General features: G+C 34.4%; 12 protein-coding genes. 7 read left to right on the forward strand and 5 right to left on the reverse strand.

Annotated features, from left to right (window positions below; all coding sequences use genetic code 11):
* Window positions 1-9: 9 nt before the first annotated feature.
* From AC13CQ_RS16345 to AC13CQ_RS16360, 4 genes are all read left to right on the forward strand, one after another.
* Window positions 10-1542 (forward strand): RagB/SusD family nutrient uptake outer membrane protein, encoded by a 1533-nt coding sequence (locus tag AC13CQ_RS16345; RefSeq protein ID WP_337901816.1) that lies wholly within the window; start codon window positions 10-12, stop codon window positions 1540-1542.
* A 261-nt stretch (window positions 1543-1803) separates the two neighbouring features.
* Window positions 1804-3519, forward strand: a complete 1716-nt coding sequence (locus AC13CQ_RS16350) for a cellulase family glycosylhydrolase (RefSeq protein WP_474507057.1) — start codon at window positions 1804-1806, stop codon at window positions 3517-3519.
* Window positions 3520-3522: 3 nt separating this feature from the next.
* A complete protein-coding gene (locus AC13CQ_RS16355) occupies window positions 3523-4923 on the forward strand; it encodes a glycoside hydrolase family 30 protein (protein WP_474507056.1) in 1401 nt (466 codons plus the stop codon).
* Between the two features lie 90 nt (window positions 4924-5013).
* Window positions 5014-7323 (forward strand): glycoside hydrolase family 3 N-terminal domain-containing protein, encoded by a 2310-nt coding sequence (locus AC13CQ_RS16360; protein ID WP_474507055.1) that lies wholly within the window; start codon window positions 5014-5016, stop codon window positions 7321-7323.
* Between the two features lie 97 nt (window positions 7324-7420).
* Here AC13CQ_RS16360 and AC13CQ_RS16365 read toward each other — a convergent pair whose 3' ends face one another.
* The 5 genes from AC13CQ_RS16365 to AC13CQ_RS16385 all read right to left on the reverse strand — a co-directional run bounded on the left by AC13CQ_RS16365 (window position 7421) and on the right by AC13CQ_RS16385 (window position 11235).
* Window positions 7421-8197: an enoyl-CoA hydratase/isomerase family protein gene (locus AC13CQ_RS16365; RefSeq protein WP_335587075.1), complete on the reverse strand. Its 777-nt coding sequence runs from the start codon at window positions 8195-8197 to the stop codon at window positions 7421-7423.
* Between the two features lie 12 nt (window positions 8198-8209).
* A complete protein-coding gene (locus tag AC13CQ_RS16370) occupies window positions 8210-9637 on the reverse strand; it encodes an ATP-binding protein (protein ID WP_040879545.1) in 1428 nt (475 codons plus the stop codon).
* 186 nt (window positions 9638-9823) lie between these two features.
* A complete protein-coding gene (locus AC13CQ_RS16375; RefSeq protein ID WP_337901812.1) occupies window positions 9824-10432 on the reverse strand; it encodes an FAD-dependent oxidoreductase in 609 nt (202 codons plus the stop codon).
* Window positions 10432-10635, reverse strand: a complete 204-nt coding sequence (locus AC13CQ_RS16380; RefSeq protein ID WP_474507054.1) for a hypothetical protein — start codon at window positions 10633-10635, stop codon at window positions 10432-10434. Before AC13CQ_RS16380 ends, AC13CQ_RS16375 begins: the two co-directional genes overlap by 1 nt.
* 27 nt (window positions 10636-10662) lie before the next feature.
* A complete protein-coding gene (locus tag AC13CQ_RS16385; protein ID WP_008611700.1) occupies window positions 10663-11235 on the reverse strand; it encodes a MarC family protein in 573 nt (190 codons plus the stop codon).
* Window positions 11236-11360: 125 nt separating this feature from the next.
* On the opposite strand from AC13CQ_RS16385, the gene AC13CQ_RS16390 reads away from it, so the two are divergent.
* The 3 genes from AC13CQ_RS16390 to AC13CQ_RS16400 all read left to right on the forward strand — a co-directional run bounded on the left by AC13CQ_RS16390 (window position 11361) and on the right by AC13CQ_RS16400 (window position 15947).
* The gene (locus AC13CQ_RS16390; RefSeq protein WP_008611701.1) at window positions 11361-11930 is read left to right on the forward strand and encodes a DUF3109 family protein; all 570 of its coding nucleotides are present in this window, start codon (window positions 11361-11363) and stop codon (window positions 11928-11930) included.
* Window positions 11931-12419: 489 nt separating this feature from the next.
* Window positions 12420-13400, forward strand: coding sequence for a ribonucleotide-diphosphate reductase subunit beta (locus tag AC13CQ_RS16395; protein ID WP_008611702.1), 981 nt, complete (start codon window positions 12420-12422; stop codon window positions 13398-13400).
* Between the two features lie 114 nt (window positions 13401-13514).
* Window positions 13515-15947 (forward strand): ribonucleoside-diphosphate reductase subunit alpha, encoded by a 2433-nt coding sequence (locus AC13CQ_RS16400; RefSeq protein WP_008611703.1) that lies wholly within the window; start codon window positions 13515-13517, stop codon window positions 15945-15947.
* Window positions 15948-16193: the final 246 nt, after the last annotated feature.

A 16193-nucleotide genomic window follows, 5' to 3' on the forward strand; every position in this document is an offset into this window, starting at 1 on the left:
TTTAAGCACATGAAATCAATAAAAAAATATACAATTCTTTCTGCAGTAGCCCTTTCTTTACTTGGGTCTTGTAGTGACGAATTCTTAGAAGTAGATCCAAAAGGACAGTTTTTAGAGTCTAATTATTATCAAAATTACGACCAAGCTTTTGCAGGGTTGGTTGCAGCTTACGATCCAGTAGGTTGGATTTCCGATAATTATGTAGCTAAAGAGATGTCGGCTAATATTGCATCAGACGATCATTATACTGGAGGAGGAAATTCTTCAGATGTTTTAGCAATGCAAGTATGGACTAATTATACATTAGACCCTGCAAATGGACCACAAGACAGGTTATGGCAACGTGGTTTTCAAGGTGCATTTAGAACAAACACTTTGCTTTCTAAATTGCCAAATGCAGAAATGAATGAAACAGATAGATCTCGTTTTGCTGCTGAAGCTAAATTTTTAAGAGCTTATTATTATTTCGATCTTATTCGTTTGTTTGAGCGTATTCCTTTAATAACAGAACCTATAGAAGCTTCAGAAGTATATAATATTCCGCAAGTGGATAGAGGTGTAGTTTTTGCTCAAATCGAAAAAGATTTAATGGAAGCTATGGACGATTTACCTATTAAAATTGATGTAGCTTCAGAAGGAGGTCGTGCTACACAAGGTGCAGCAAAAGCATTACTTGGTAAAGTGTATCTACAACAAGAAAAATTTACTGAGGCAGCAGCTCAACTTTCAGAAGTTAATGGAACGCCAGGCGGAACAAGTAAGTATGGCTACAAGCTTCTTGATAATTTCGGAGATTTATTTGATGGAAAACATAAGTTTAATGAAGAATCTATATTTGAAGTTTCTCATAGTTCATCTTCAAATGCTGTTTGGGATTGTATTGGATGTTCAGAAGGAAATCTTTTAAATGTAATGTCTGCTCCAAGATCTTATGCAGTAAAAGAAGAAGGTAGAGGAGCACCAGAATATATCTCAGGATGGGGATTCAACACCGTAAGTACAAGTCTTGCTGAAGCATATATTAACGCAGATGGTTCTTATGATGGAAGGTATAAATATACCGTTTCTAATATTGATAGTTTAGCGCAATTAGGAGTTATATCTTACGATCCTAGTTACCAAAACACAGGTTATTTCCTAGAGAAATTTGCTGGTAAAAAGGCAAATCAATCTACTGGAGGAGGGAATTGGGAACTTAATTTTCCTCAAAACTTTTATGATATTAGATTGGCAGATACTTATTTAATGGAGGCTGAAGCTCTTGTAAGAGGTGGAGGAAATACGGCTAGAGCACAAGCTCTTTTGGATGCTGTAAGAACTCGTTCTGGTAATGAGCCTATTCCAGCAACTTTCGAAAATATTTTTAAAGAAAGAAGATTGGAATTAGCGGGAGAAGGTCACCGTTGGTATGATTTAGTACGAACAGGAAAAGCAGCCGAAGCATTAAAAGATAGAGGTTATGTGGAAGGAAAGCATGATAAATTACCAATTCCATTATTAGAATTGAATAATACTGTTTTAGAGCAAGACCCTGCTTATTAGTATTATAATTTCAATTCTAGATAGTAAATAACTATAGTTTTGGAGTTAGCGTTAAGCAGATGATCCCTTCAATCATCTGCTTATTTTTTTATGTGGTAATTACCTAAAGCAGTTTTTAATCCCTCATGTAGGGTTTTATTCCTTAGAGCTTATCCAGAGTTTACCGAAGGGCTCTATGTTGAAATGGATTAAATTATTTTCCTTTGACTGCCTCGTAGATTTGTCTCTAGGTAGTTGATTTTATGAATTAATATTTTCAAGATGAAAAAAATACTTTTTATAGCAATTTTTATAACAGTTTGTAATTCGTATGCACAAGGTTTTCTGCATACTGAAGGACAAAAAATTGTTAATGCTGAAGGAAAAAACGTTGTATTGAAAGGAGTAGGGCTTGGCGGACATATGTTGCAAGAAGGATATATGATGAAAGTTCCATTTTCTGGTCAGCAGTATGTCTTTAAACAGCATATGGAAGATTTGATAGGTAAAACAGCAACTGCCGAATTTTACGAAAAATGGTTAACCAACCATACGCAAAAGGCAGATATCGATTCATTAAAAAGCTGGGGTTTTAATTCGGTACGTTTGCCAATGCATTACAATTTATATACGCTCCCAGTAGGCCAAGAACCGGTAAAAGGAAAGCAAACTTGGCTGGAAAAAGGGTTTCAAATGACTGATTCTTTGTTGAAATGGTGTGAGCAGAATAAAATGTATCTCATCCTTGATATGCATGCAACTCCAGGCGGACAAGGACATGATGTTAATATTTCTGACAGAGATCCATCCAAACCTTCGTTATGGGAAAGTGAAGCTAACCAAGAAAAACTAATAGCTTTATGGCAAAAATTAGCCGAAAGATATGTTGATGAGCCATGGATTGGCGCTTATGATATTATTAATGAGCCAAACTGGGGCTTTACGGGCAAAAACAAAAACGGACTCGACGAGCAAGAAAATAAGCCTTTAAAAGAATTAATGGTTGCTATTACCAAGGTTATTAGAAAGGTAGATAAAAACCACATTATTATTATTGAAGGAAATGGCTGGGGGAACAATTACAACGGAGTTTTACCGCCTTGGGATGATAATATGGTAATTAGTTTTCATAAATATTGGAACAACAATACCAAAGGCGATATTCAAGGTTTTTTAGATTTTAGAGAAAAGTACAATACGCCTATTTGGTTAGGGGAATCTGGAGAAAATTCTAATGTTTGGTTTACAGATGCTATAAGCTTGATGCAAGAAAACAATATTGGATGGTGTTGGTGGCCATTAAAAAAGCTTGGTTTTAATAATCCGTTAGAGGTAAAAATTAATAATGGGTATCAGCAAATTTTAAATTATTGGAAAGGGGAGGCTAAAAAACCTTCAAAAGAGGAAGCGTATAATGCTTTTATGCAGCTTGCGGAAAACGCTAAAATAGAAAATAACATTTTTCACAGAGGGGTTGTAGATGCAATGATAAGGCAAACTACATCCGAAGAAACAAAACCTTTTAAAAAGAACTTAATAAAAAAAGAGGGAGTTGTTAATGCTGTAGATTATGATATGGGGCATATAGGAAAAGCATATTTTGATACAGGCGCAGGAAATTATTACATTTCTACTGGAGGAGAAAGAACAGGCTGGAATAATGGTAGAATATATCGAAATGATGGCGTTGATATTTTTGAAGAGGAAAACTCTGAGACATTGTATGTTGGAGCTGTAGAAAATGGGGAGTGGCTTCAGTATACTTTTAATGCTTATAAAAAAGGAAATTATGAGGTTTCGATTGTTTTAAAATCAGCTTCTAAGGGGAAAATCAGCTTAAGTATTAATGGGGAATCATCAGTAGTAAATATTATAAATACAGATACTTGGAAGGCGGTTAAAACTAAAATCAACTTACATAAAGGAGAAAATAAATTAAAAGTTGAGTTTCTTTCTGAAGGGATTCAGTTTAAAGAATTAAAATTTAAAAGATTATAAGTAATGTTCAATTTAAGAAATGCTTTCCTCTTGAGTTTTGCAGTGAGTGTAATTGCTTGTCAGCCAAAAAAAGAAGTGGATAATAACGCCTCGATTTGGATAACAACTTTGGATAAAAAAATGTTATTGAAACAGGTTGAAGTAGAGCAGATTAAAAATGTAAAACCAACCCATACAATTACCATAGATACTACAAAAACGTATCAAGAAATGGAGGGTTTTGGATACACTTTAACAGGCGGGAGTGCTATGTTGCTTCATAAAATGTCGGATAAAGTAAGGGCATCTATCATACAGGAACTTTTCGGGAATAAAGAAAATAATATTGGTGTTAGTTATTTAAGAGTGAGCATAGGTGCTTCGGATTTAGATGAAAATACATGGTCTTATAATGATTTAGCGTCTGGGGAATCCGATGAAAGTTTGGAGCGCTTCTCACTTGCTTATGATACCCTTTACTTAGTACCAGTATTAAAAGAGATATTAAAAGTGAATCCACAATTAAAAATTATGGGTTCTCCATGGTCTGCTCCTACATGGATGAAAACAAATAACGATACACGGGGTGGAAGTTTAAAAGAAGAATACCACCAAGTGTATGCAAATTATTTTGTAAAATACATTGAGGCAATGACATCTCATGGGATTAATATTGATGCAATTACGATACAAAATGAGCCTTTGCACCCAGGAAATAATCCTAGTATGTTGATGTTGCCAGAACAGCAAAAAGAGTTTATTAAGAATAGTTTAGGTCCTATTTTTAAAGAAAATAATATGGAAACTAAAATTGTGGTATACGACCATAATGCAGATAGACCAGATTATCCAATTTCTATATTAGATGATCCTGAAGCGGCCAAATATGTTGATGGCAGTGCTTTTCATTTATATGGAGGATCAATTGAAGCGTTGACTGAAGTGCATGAAAAACATCCGAATAAAAATTTATATTTTACTGAGCAGTGGGTGGGAGCACCAGGAAATTTTTCTAAAGAAATGGAGTGGCATACCGAAAACTTAATTATTGGAGCACCACGTAATTGGTGTAAAACTGTTTTGGAATGGAATTTGGCGGCCGACGAAAATCAAGATCCACATACAGATAGAGGTGGTTGCGACCGTTGTTTGGGAGCTATTACCATTCAAGGGGATAAAATAACTCGTAATCCAGCATATTATATTATTGCGCAGGCTTCAAAATTTATAACGCCAGGTTCAGTTCGAGTAGCTTCTAGTACAGCCAATATTATTCCGAATGTAGCTTATAAAACTTCAGAAGGAATTGTAACGATTATTCTGAATAAGACAGAAGAGCTTCAGCAGATTTCAGTAAAAATAGGAGAAAAAAATACATTTGTAAGCTTGCCTGCAAAATCTGTAGGGACGCTCCTTGTTGATTAGGAAACTCAAAACAGGCTTGAATTAAAGCTTACCTAGTGAGCACAATTAAAACCTCAGGAATTTGTCTTGAGAAAAATTATTTAAGAAAAGATGAAATTAAAAAACATAACAACTGTAGTATTTGCTGGCCTTTTTGGGTTCTTAGCATTGGCTCAAGAAAATGGCGCTAAGTATGAGCAAGAAATTGAAGCGCTTATTAAAAAAATGACCGTAAAGGAAAAGGTGGGTCAAATGGCGCAAATTACCTTAGATGTAATTGGAAAAGGAAACGACCGTTACACAAGTTTTGAGCCTTTACAGCTTGATGAAAAAGAAGTTAAAAAGGCTCTTGGAGATTATCATATCGGGTCGGTTTTAAATACAGCAAATAATAGAGCTTTACCAAAAGAAAAATGGTATGAAATTATAAAAGAAATCCAAGATTTTTCAATTAATAAAACTAGACTTGGAATCCCGAATATTTACGGAGTGGACGAAATACATGGGGCTACTTATACTGCAGGAGCAACTATGTTTCCTCAGCAAATAGCACAAGGGGCTGCTAGAAACCCAGCTTTAACAAAACAAGGAGCAGCAATCACCGCTTATGAAACGCGCGCAAGTAATATTCCATGGTCTTTTTCTCCTGTTTTAGATTTGGCACTAGACCCAAGGTTTTCTAGAATGTGGGAGTCTTTTGGAGAAGATCCATATTTATGTTCGGTACTTGGAGTAGCAGCAATAAATGGGTACGAAGGCGATGATAATAATATTTCCAATCCAACAAAGGTGGCTGTAAGTTTAAAACATTTTTTAGGATACCATGCAACAATATCTGGAAAAGACAGAACCCCTTCTTACATTCCTGAGGATGCTTTGAGGGAATATCATCTTCCTGCTTTTGAGGCGGCTATAGCAGCTGGTGCTCATACAATTATGATTAATTCTGGAATAATAAATGGAGTTCCTGTACATGCTAATTATGAATTATTGACCACACTTTTAAAAAAAGAGTTAGGGTTTAAAGGTTTAGTGGTTACCGACTGGGCAGATATTGAAAATTTACATCGTAGAGACCGTGTTGCTGCTACCGATAAGGAGGCAATTATGTTGGCAATTAATGCAGGAATAGACATGTCTATGATTCCATATAATTATGAGGTTTTTTGTGATGGTTTGGTGGAATTGGTTAATGAAGGAAAAGTTAAAGAGTCTCGTTTAGACGATGCAGTACGTAGGATTCTTAAAGTAAAATATGAACTTGGACTGTTTGAAACTCCAAATACAAACTATAAAGATTATCCTGAGTTTGGAAGTAAAACTCATGAAAAGGCTTCTTATGAAATGGCGGCTGAGGCCATTACTCTGTTGAAAAACGATTCAGGAATACTTCCGCTTAAAAAAGGAACAAAAGTATTGGTGGTTGGTCCTAATGCCAATTCTATGCGTACACTAAATGGAGCTTGGACATATTCTTGGCAAGGAGAGAAAACTCCAGAATTTGCTGCACAATACAATACAATTTTGGAAGCTGTTCAAAATGAAAATGGTAAAGAAAATACCACTTTTGTAGAAGGGGTTGCTTATAAAGATGGAGGGAGTTATTATGAAGAAGAGAAAAAAGATTTTGATAAAGCAATTGAAGAGGCTAAAAATGCAGAAGTAATCCTTCTTTGTTTAGGGGAAAACACATATACTGAAAAGCCAGGCGATTTAAACGATTTGTATCTTTCTGATTATCAAACAGAATTAGCTTTAGAGCTAGCAAAAACAGGAAAGCCTGTAGTTTTAATATTAAATGAAGGTCGCCCACGAATTATTTCTAAGTTTGAAAGAGAAACAAAAGCAATTGTTCAAGCTTATTTGCCAGGAAATTTTGGAGGAGATGCTTTAGCAGATATTATTTTTGGGGATGTTAACCCTTCTGGAAAATTACCTTACACCTATCCAAGATATCCAAATGCAACTATTTCTTACATTCATAAACCTTCCGAAGAGCAGAAAAAAGCAGAAGGGGTTTATAATTATGAAGCAGATTACAATCCGCAATTTCGATTTGGAGATGGTTTGAGTTATACTACTTTTGAATTCAGCGCTTTAAAATTAAGTTCAAAAAACATAAAAAAAGGAGAAAATGTTGAGGTTTCTGTAGTTGTAAAAAATACAGGAAAAAGAGAAGGGAAAGAAGTGGTAGAATTATATACTTCAGATTTATATGCTAGCAGCGTAACTCCAGATGTTAAAAGGTTACGCCGTTTCCAAAAAATAACTCTAAAAAGAGGAGAAAGCAAAACCGTAAAATTCACTTTAAATCCAAAAGATATGAGTTATTTTGGGCGTGAAGGAAATGAGATTTTAGAAGCTGGAGAGTTTGAAGTAATGATAGATAACTTGACAAGTAAATTTAAACTGACCCTCTAATTTAACCTACGAATTGGTTCCCCCGAACTAATTTTAAGACATCTTTAGAGCAAAGTCGATAAATTTATTTCGACTTTGCTCCTAAAGACAAATACTATTATTTTCCAGGGAAGTTTGCTTTTCTTTTTTCTAAAAAAGCGGTAGTTCCTTCTTTGAAATCGTCAGTTCCAAAACATTCTCCAAACGATTCTATTTCTTTTTTGTAACCATTGTTGCTGTAGCCAGCATTTATAGAATTGATAGCAGCTGCAATAGCTACGGGAGAATTGTTTATAATTTTTGTAGCTATTTTTTTACAACAAGGAATTAGGAGTTCTTGTGCCACCATTTGGTTAATTAATCCAGACATTAACGCTTGTTCTGTGCCAATCATGCCTGCGGTTAAAATCATTTCCATGGCACGTCCTTTTCCAACTAGTTGAGGAAGGCGTTGTGTACCTCCATATCCTGGAATTACTCCTAAAGAGGTTTCTGGCAATCCCATACGTGCATGATCGCTTGCTATTCTAAAATGGCATGCCATAGCCAATTCTAATCCGCCTCCTAAGGCAAAACCATTAATGGCAGCAATTACTGGAGTTTGCATTCTTTCTACCTGATTGAATAGCAATTCTTGTCCTTTAGCGGCAAGTTGAGAGCCTTCGTAAACCGAATAATTAGCAAACTCGGCAATATCTGCACCTGCAACAAAAGCTTTTTCTCCAGCACCAGTAATAATAATTACTCGTACGTCTTCATCTTCATCTAAATCTTTAAATGCATGATGGAGTTCTTCAATAGTAGCTTTATTTAATGCATTTAGTTTTTTGGGTCTGTTGATGGTAATTAAACCAATTTGGTCTTCAATTTCAATCAAAATGTTTTCAAAATCCATAGCTGTTTTTTTTTATTCAGAATGCGACTTAAATTTAGGAAAAGAAACTGTAAAAACAGTGCCTTTATCTAAAACAGACGACATACATATATGTCCGTTATACGTTTCTACAATATTTTTTACCATGCCTAAACCTAATCCCATACCACTAGTTTTGGTAGTAAATTTAGGTTCGAATATTTTTTCTTGATTTTCTTCAGCAATCCCAATTCCATTATCGGCAATAGAAATTTTTATAGTATCTTTTTCAGAATATACGTTTACAACAATTTTACCTTCTCTGTCTTCTGGAATTGCTTGAATAGCATTTTTAACTAAATTGGTAATAACTCTTATGAGTTGTGTACGGTCTAGTTTGGCAGTAATTTCTTTTTCATCAGCAATAAAACTTATATAGTCTTCATTAAAAATATCTACAGAAAGTCTAACCACTTCAATAACGTTGAGGGTTTCATTTTGTTGGGCTGGCATATTTGCAAAACTTCCAAAAGCAGAAGCAATATTGCTCATAGTATCGATTTGCTGAATAAGGGTTTTGGAAAATTCTTCTATTTTATGTTTTGCATTTTCATCGTTGGGGTCAAATTTACGTTGGAAACTCTGGACACTTAATCGCATTGGAGTAAGCGGATTTTTAATTTCGTGCGCTACTTGTTTAGCCATTTCTCGCCAAGCTTGCTCTCTTTCGCTTTTTGCCAAAAGAGTGGCGCTATTTTCCAACTCGTCAATCATGCCATTATAAGCATCTACTAAGGCGCCGATTTCTTCACTTGGGTCGTCCAAATAAATTTTTTGATTACGTCTGCTAAGTCTAGTTTGATATAATTTCTCACTAATAGCTTTTAAGGAACGGGTAATATATTTTGAAATAATATAGGCTAGCATAACTGCCAAAACCAACAATAAAATATAGACAGCAGCTAAGCGAAGTAAGAATTCTTTTAACTCATCGGTATTAAAAGTGTCGTCCTCGTAATAGGGAATGTGGAGAATTCCGATAGGTTTGAATTTAGGATCTAAAATATAGCTGTAAGACGATTGAAATCTGTCTCCCGCAGCTTTTGTTTTTTCTACATATCGTTTGGTTATGCTAGATGATAAACCATGAATTATTGCTTGGTCTAGCTTGCCATAATCATTGGCTGCTTCAATTCTAGGCTTGGAACTTATAATGAGATTTCCTTCGAGATCGTATACATTAAAATTAATATCTAATACATCAGACGCCTCGTAAATAGCATGTTTGTACTCTAAAATATACTTTAAATTCTCCGTCTTTACTTCCCAAGTGGTATTTTTTAAGATATAATCAATTTGAGCGTTAAGTTGGTCTTCTTTACGTTGGAGGTATTCTTTGTGGTAATCTTCTGCCTGATCTTTGTACTGAAATATTGTTACCCCTGCAATGAGTACAGAAGCTAAAATCACTATAAAAATCATAGTGATAAAAATGCGAGTACGAAGCGATAATTTATTGTACACAGACTAAATTTTTCCTCATGGATTAGTTTAAAAATGCAATTACTGAAACTAATTTCACCCTAAATATAACAATAATTACGCCAAGAAATAGCCCTTGTAAAGCGTGTCTTTTGTTTTATTGCTGAAGTTTTAAAAATGAAGCGTTTATTCTGCTATTTTATCGTGTACTTTAGTGTGCTTTCCGCCGTTCCAAAGAGTTAAAATATCGGTGCCTACTTGAGCGCCACTTCCTGCGGCAATAGCAAACTGACTGCGCCCACCAGCTAGCGTTCCAGCTACATACAATCCTTCTGTAATTAAATGATTGTTGTTTTTAAGTTGGATTCTATTTTTATCAGCAGGACTTAAAGCATGTGGTTCTATGTAGTGTTTCAAACCATCTATGTCAAACATATCGGTATATCCCAATGCAACTACTATAATCTTAGCTTCGTAACTTTTTTTATTGGTAATAACGGTATAAATCCCTTTTTTTTCTTCAACAGAAAGAACTTTTTCATTTTCAATTTGAAGAACTTCTGGGTATAAATTAGCAAGTTGTTCTTTACCTTCCTTTAAAATTTGTGCTCCTGTAGTTCCTGGTGCAATACCTAAAACATTATTAAGCAAAGCCGATTGTAGGTGAGATGCTTTTTGATGCATTACAATACCTACTTTTTTATCTTTTGCATAGGGGGCTTTTTTTGCAGAACCCAGTACAAGCGCACATTGCATTCCAGCAGCTCCACCTCCAATAATTAAAGCGTCTAACATTACTCTTTTTCTTTAACTTTTTGCTGAATTTTTTTTGACTGATAAAAAATCATTAATAGTAGGATAGCGCAAAATGCAGCTATAATTCCAATTACAGCAATAAGACTATCTCCAGCAAAAGGATTATTTAGATCCAACATTGTTACGTTAAACCCTATCATGGCTACTGCAACTAAAATAAGTATAATTGTTAAAGTTTTCATCCGAAGTGAGATTTGAAATATTTTAATTTAAAATAAACCTGTTACGTTACTAGCAAATAACTTAACAGAAATGGCTAGCAAAATTACACCAAAAATTTTACGAATCACAGCCAATCCAGATTTACCTAGAATCTTTCCAATTCTGCTAGAAGATTTTAGCACAGCATATACTATAATTATATTGATAATAATAGCCAAAATAATATTTTCTACATGGTATTCTGCTCGTAAAGATAATAAGGTTGTCATTGTTCCAGCCCCAGCAATTAAAGGGAATGCTAGCGGTACAATAGAAGCAGTTTCTGGAGCATCATCTTTATAAAGAGAGATTCCTAAAATCATTTCTATAGCTAAAAAGAACAGGATAAAAGAACCTGCTACCGCAAAAGAATTGACATCAATCCCAATAAGTTTTAAAATCTCTTCTCCAATAAATAGGAAAGCAATCATAATAACAGCAGCAACAATAGAAGCTTTTTCAGATTGAATATGACCTACTTTATTCCTTAAGTCTACTATAATTGGCACATTTCCAACAATATCGATAACTGCGAAAAGGATCATTCCGGCAGTAGCTATTTCTTTAATGCTAAAATTCATTTCTTACAGATTTTGAAAATCGCTGCAAAGCTATAAATAACTAATTGATTTATAGTGGTAAAATAGATTAAAAAATAGCGAATTTTTTTACACTTTCAGCCCATCAAAAATGGTATATTTGCAGCATGTTTCAATTAGGAAAAACCATAGTATCCGAAGAGATTTTGGAGAACGATTTTGTATGCAACCTGTCGGCTTGCAAAGGTGCTTGTTGTGTAGATGGAGAGGCAGGAGCCCCAGTAGAAGATGAGGAAACGAAAATCTTAGAAGAGATTTTCCCTAAGGTAAAACCTTTTTTACGCAAAGAAGGCATCGAAGCTATTGAGCGCGATGGAACCTTTGTAAAAGGGGAAGATGGAGAGTGGGAAACGCCTTTGGTAAATGGAAGTGAATGTGCATATGTTACTTTTTCCGACAATGGAACTGCCTTGTGCGGTATTGAACAGGCATATAATGCTGGAGAAGTTTCTTGGAAAAAACCAATTTCTTGCTATCTATATCCTGTTAGAATAAAACAATATCAAGAGTTTGCTGCTGTGAATTATCATAAATGGCATATTTGTGATGATGCTTGTTCTCTAGGAAAAGAACTTCAAGTGCCTGTATATAAATTTGTAAAAGATGCTTTGATTGAAAAATTTGGAGAAGCATGGTATTCAGAATTAGAAGAAGTAGCCAAAGATTTGGGGCATTAATCTCTTGTGGATATTTTTTAAATTCCTGAACTTTGTTGTTAGCTTATTTTGAGGTGGTTAATTTTAGACAATATATTTTGACTAATTACTTAAAAAGTTTCTTACATTTTCTAAACAGGCTATTATATTTTTTCATAATTTTTATTTCAGAAAAAGTATTTAAAATTCAATTTTTTTTACAGCACCTCTAGCGTTATTTTTATGTTGCTGAAAGTCATTGGTTTAATGTTTTTGGCTGATTATCGCAACATTGCAAAATATTCTAACGTTGTTTTTTGTTTAAAAAATGCTTATTTCAACAAATTGATTAACAATGCCTTAACATCCCTTTGTTTATCAGCGCTTAACATACATTTCAACAGTGCATGTTAAAAACTTTTAAAATTATTAATGTTAATAACCTTTCAATTTCGCCGTCATTTTTCAATCTTTGTTAGTCCCAGGTCACAAGAAATTTTCAAATAATAAAACGCTTAAAATCAGTAAGAAATGTCAACAGCTATAGAACCAATTTTACAAGAGAACAAAGACAGATTTGTTATTTTTCCAATTCAACACCACGATATCTGGGAATGGTATAAAAAACAAGAAGCATGTTTTTGGACTGCTGAGGAAATTGATTTACACCAAGATTTAACAGATTGGAATAATAAGTTAAATGATGATGAGCGTTATTTTATAAAACATATTCTAGCGTTTTTTGCAGCATCAGATGGAATTGTAAATGAAAATTTAGCAGAGAATTTTGTAAATGAAGTGCAATATTCTGAAGCTAAATTCTTTTATGGCTTCCAGATTATGATGGAAAATATTCATTCAGAAACATATTCATTGTTAATTGACACTTATGTGAAGAATGAAAAAGAAAAAGGACAACTTTTTAAAGCAATTGAAAACTTTCCTGCAATTAAGAAAAAAGCAGATTGGGCTTTAAAATGGATTGAGTCTCCAAGTTTTGCAGAACGATTAATTGCCTTTGCTGCTGTTGAGGGAATTTTCTTTTCTGGAGCTTTCTGTTCTATTTTCTGGTTGAAAAAACGTGGTCTAATGCCAGGATTAACATTTTCAAACGAATTAATTTCTCGTGACGAAGGGATGCATTGCGACTTTGCAGTTCATCTTCACAATACACACTTGAAGAATAAAGTAAGCAAGGAACGTATTAAAGAAATTATTGTTGAAGCATTAGACATCGAAAGAGAGTTTATTACCGAATCCCTCCCTGCAAGTTTAATTGGAATGAATGCTAAATTAATGACTCAGTATTTGGAATTTGTTACCGATAGACTTCTAGTAGAAATGGAATGTGAGAAAATTTATAATTCTACCAATCCTTTTGATTTTATGGATATGATTTCGCTTCAAGGAAAAACTAATTTCTTTGAAAAAAGAGTTTCAGAATACCAAAAAGCGGGAGTTTTAAGCAAAGATGACGAAGATCAGAAAATAAGCTTCGACGCAGATTTTTAAACAACGATATATTTAATAGGAGGCAACTCCGTAAATAAAAAATACACCTTAGTTCAAGTCTTGGGAAAACTTGAACAGGACTAACTATCCTTTAACTTTAAAATTTTGTAGCGTATGTATGTAATTAAAAGAGACGGTAGAAGAGAACCTATAATGTTCGATAAGATTACGGCACGAGTTCGTAAACTTTGCTATGGGTTAAACGAATTGGTAGATCCAGTTAAAGTTGCCATGAGAGTTATTGAAGGGCTTTATGATGGAGTAACTACTTCAGAGCTTGATAATTTGGCAGCAGAAATAGCGGCTACTATGACAACCACGCATCCAGATTATGCGCGTTTAGCAGCTAGAATTTCGGTGTCTAATCTTCATAAAAACACTAAGAAATCGTTCTCAGAAACAATGGCCGATCTTTATAATTACGTAAATCCAAGAACAGGAAAAGCGGCGCCACTACTTTCTGATGAGGTTTATGAAGTGATTCAGAAAAATGCAGATAAATTAGATTCGCTAATTATTTATAATCGTGATTTTGGGTATGATTATTTCGGATTTAAAACATTAGAGCGTTCTTACCTTCTAAAGCTAAACGGAAAAATTGCAGAGCGTCCGCAACATATGTTGATGCGTGTTTCTGTTGGAATTCATTTAGACGATTTAGACAGTGTACTTGAAACATACGAGTTAATGTCTAAAAAATATTTTACACACGCTACCCCCACTTTATTTAACTCTGGAACCCCAAAACCGCAAATGTCTTCTTGCTTTTTAATTACTACCAAAGAAGATAGTATTGATGGGATTTACGATACTTTAAAACAAACTGCTAAAATATCTCAATCTGCCGGCGGTATTGGCTTATCTATTCATAATATCCGCGCTACAGGAAGTTATATTGCTGGAACTAATGGTACTTCTAACGGAATTGTACCTATGTTAAAAGTTTTTAATGATACAGCTCGTTATGTAGATCAAGGAGGAGGAAAGCGTAAAGGATCGTTTGCAGTTTATATAGAACCTTGGCATGCCGATATTTTTGATTTCTTAGACCTAAAAAAGAACCATGGAAAAGAAGAAATGCGTGCTCGCGATCTTTTTTATGCCATGTGGATGCCAGATTTATTCATGAAACGTGTAGAAGAAAATGGGGAGTGGACACTTATGTGTCCGAACGAATGCCCGGGACTTTGCGATGTGCATAGTGATGAATTTGATGCCTTATATTTAAAATATGAAGCAGAGGGGAAAGGAAGAAAAACAATTAAGGCAAGAGAACTTTGGGAGAAAATATTAGAATCTCAAATTGAAACAGGTACGCCTTATATGCTTTATAAGGATGCTGCCAACAGAAAATCAAACCAAAAGAATCTAGGTACAATTCGTTCTTCTAACCTTTGTACCGAAATTATGGAGTATACATCTCCAGATGAGGTTGCAGTTTGTAACTTGGCTTCTATTGCGTTACCAATGTTTGTTAAAGGAAATGAATTTGACCACAAAGAATTATATAAAGTAACTAAGCGGGTAACTAGAAACTTAAACCGAGTTATCGATAGAAATTATTACCCTGTAGAAGAGGCGCGTAATTCAAATTTCCGTCATCGTCCAATTGGTTTAGGAGTTCAAGGATTGGCAGATACTTTTATAAAACTGCGTATGCCTTTTACTTCTGATGAAGCTAAAAAGCTAAATCAAGATATTTTTGAAACTCTTTATTTTGCTGCCGTTACTGCTTCTATGGAAATGGCAAAAGAAGAAGGTCCTTATGAAACTTATAAAGGATCGCCTATTTCTCAAGGAGATTTTCAACACAACTTATGGGGAATCAAAGACGACGAACTTTCTGGAAACTGGGATTGGGATAAATTGAGAAAAGAAGTTAAGAAAAACGGAGTTAGAAACTCACTTTTAGTAGCGCCAATGCCTACAGCTTCAACTTCTCAAATTCTAGGAAACAACGAATGTTTTGAGCCATATACCTCTAATATTTATACCAGAAGAGTACTTTCTGGGGAGTTTATAGTTGTAAATAAACATTTGTTAGAAGATTTGGTTGATTTAGGATTATGGACCGAAGAATTGAAGCAAGAATTAATGCGTGCTAATGGTTCTATTCAACATATTGAAACCATTCCGCAGGACATTAGAGATTTATATAAAACGGTTTGGGAGTTAAGTATGAAAGATATTATCGATATGTCTCGACACAGAGGATACTTTATCGACCAGTCGCAATCTCTTAACCTGTTTATGGAAGGGGCAAATTACGCCAAACTTACTTCAATGCATTTTTATGCATGGAAAAGCGGACTTAAAACGGGAATGTATTATTTAAGAACTAAATCGGCAGTAGATGCTATTAAGTTTACTTTGGATAATACTAAGAAAACGGAAAAAGTACCAGCAGAAGCGGCCGAGGTTAAGGCATCTGTAGCTGGAAAAGCAGCGCCTGTAGCAGTAGAACCGTTATCGCCACAAGAATTAAAAGAAATGTTGGCAAAATCGAGAGATGCTGAAGACGACGATTGTTTAATGTGTGGATCTTAGATCTTTTCATTTATATTGATAAAAGGGAAGTTGGTAATTACCAGCTTCCCTTTTTGATTTTTATACAGATAATTTTCCTCGATAATTGAGGTTTAAGTGCTTCAATGCTTACGACGAAATTTTTTTAGTTCGATTTTTATCAATGAAAATCGACAAAGGAGATTCACGAAAACAAAAATTAAAACAATAACAGTGAGCCAAAAAATGAACAGAAAACTTATTTAGAACGGAATTGCTTTCTGACTA

It is taken from the genome of Galbibacter sp. L-19 (genome assembly GCF_056857615.1).

Bases quoted from the DNA above. Each gene is read 5' to 3' on its own strand.
- AC13CQ_RS16345 (WP_337901816.1), top strand. From the start codon at position 10: ATGAAATCAATAAAAAAATATACAATTCTTTCTGCAGTAGCCCTTTCT.
- AC13CQ_RS16350 (WP_474507057.1), top strand. From the start codon at position 1,804: ATGAAAAAAATACTTTTTATAGCAATTTTTATAACAGTTTGTAATTCG.
- AC13CQ_RS16355 (WP_474507056.1), top strand. From the start codon at position 3,523: ATGTTCAATTTAAGAAATGCTTTCCTCTTGAGTTTTGCAGTGAGTGTA.
- AC13CQ_RS16360 (WP_474507055.1), top strand. From the start codon at position 5,014: ATGAAATTAAAAAACATAACAACTGTAGTATTTGCTGGCCTTTTTGGG.
- AC13CQ_RS16365 (WP_335587075.1), bottom strand. From the start codon at position 8,197: ATGGATTTTGAAAACATTTTGATTGAAATTGAAGACCAAATTGGTTTA.
- AC13CQ_RS16370 (WP_040879545.1), bottom strand. From the start codon at position 9,637: ATGATTTTTATAGTGATTTTAGCTTCTGTACTCATTGCAGGGGTAACA.
- AC13CQ_RS16375 (WP_337901812.1), bottom strand. From the start codon at position 10,432: ATGTTAGACGCTTTAATTATTGGAGGTGGAGCTGCTGGAATGCAATGT.
- AC13CQ_RS16380 (WP_474507054.1), bottom strand. From the start codon at position 10,635: ATGAAAACTTTAACAATTATACTTATTTTAGTTGCAGTAGCCATGATA.
- AC13CQ_RS16385 (WP_008611700.1), bottom strand. From the start codon at position 11,235: ATGAATTTTAGCATTAAAGAAATAGCTACTGCCGGAATGATCCTTTTC.
- AC13CQ_RS16390 (WP_008611701.1), top strand. From the start codon at position 11,361: ATGTTTCAATTAGGAAAAACCATAGTATCCGAAGAGATTTTGGAGAAC.
- AC13CQ_RS16395 (WP_008611702.1), top strand. From the start codon at position 12,420: ATGTCAACAGCTATAGAACCAATTTTACAAGAGAACAAAGACAGATTT.
- AC13CQ_RS16400 (WP_008611703.1), top strand. From the start codon at position 13,515: ATGTATGTAATTAAAAGAGACGGTAGAAGAGAACCTATAATGTTCGAT.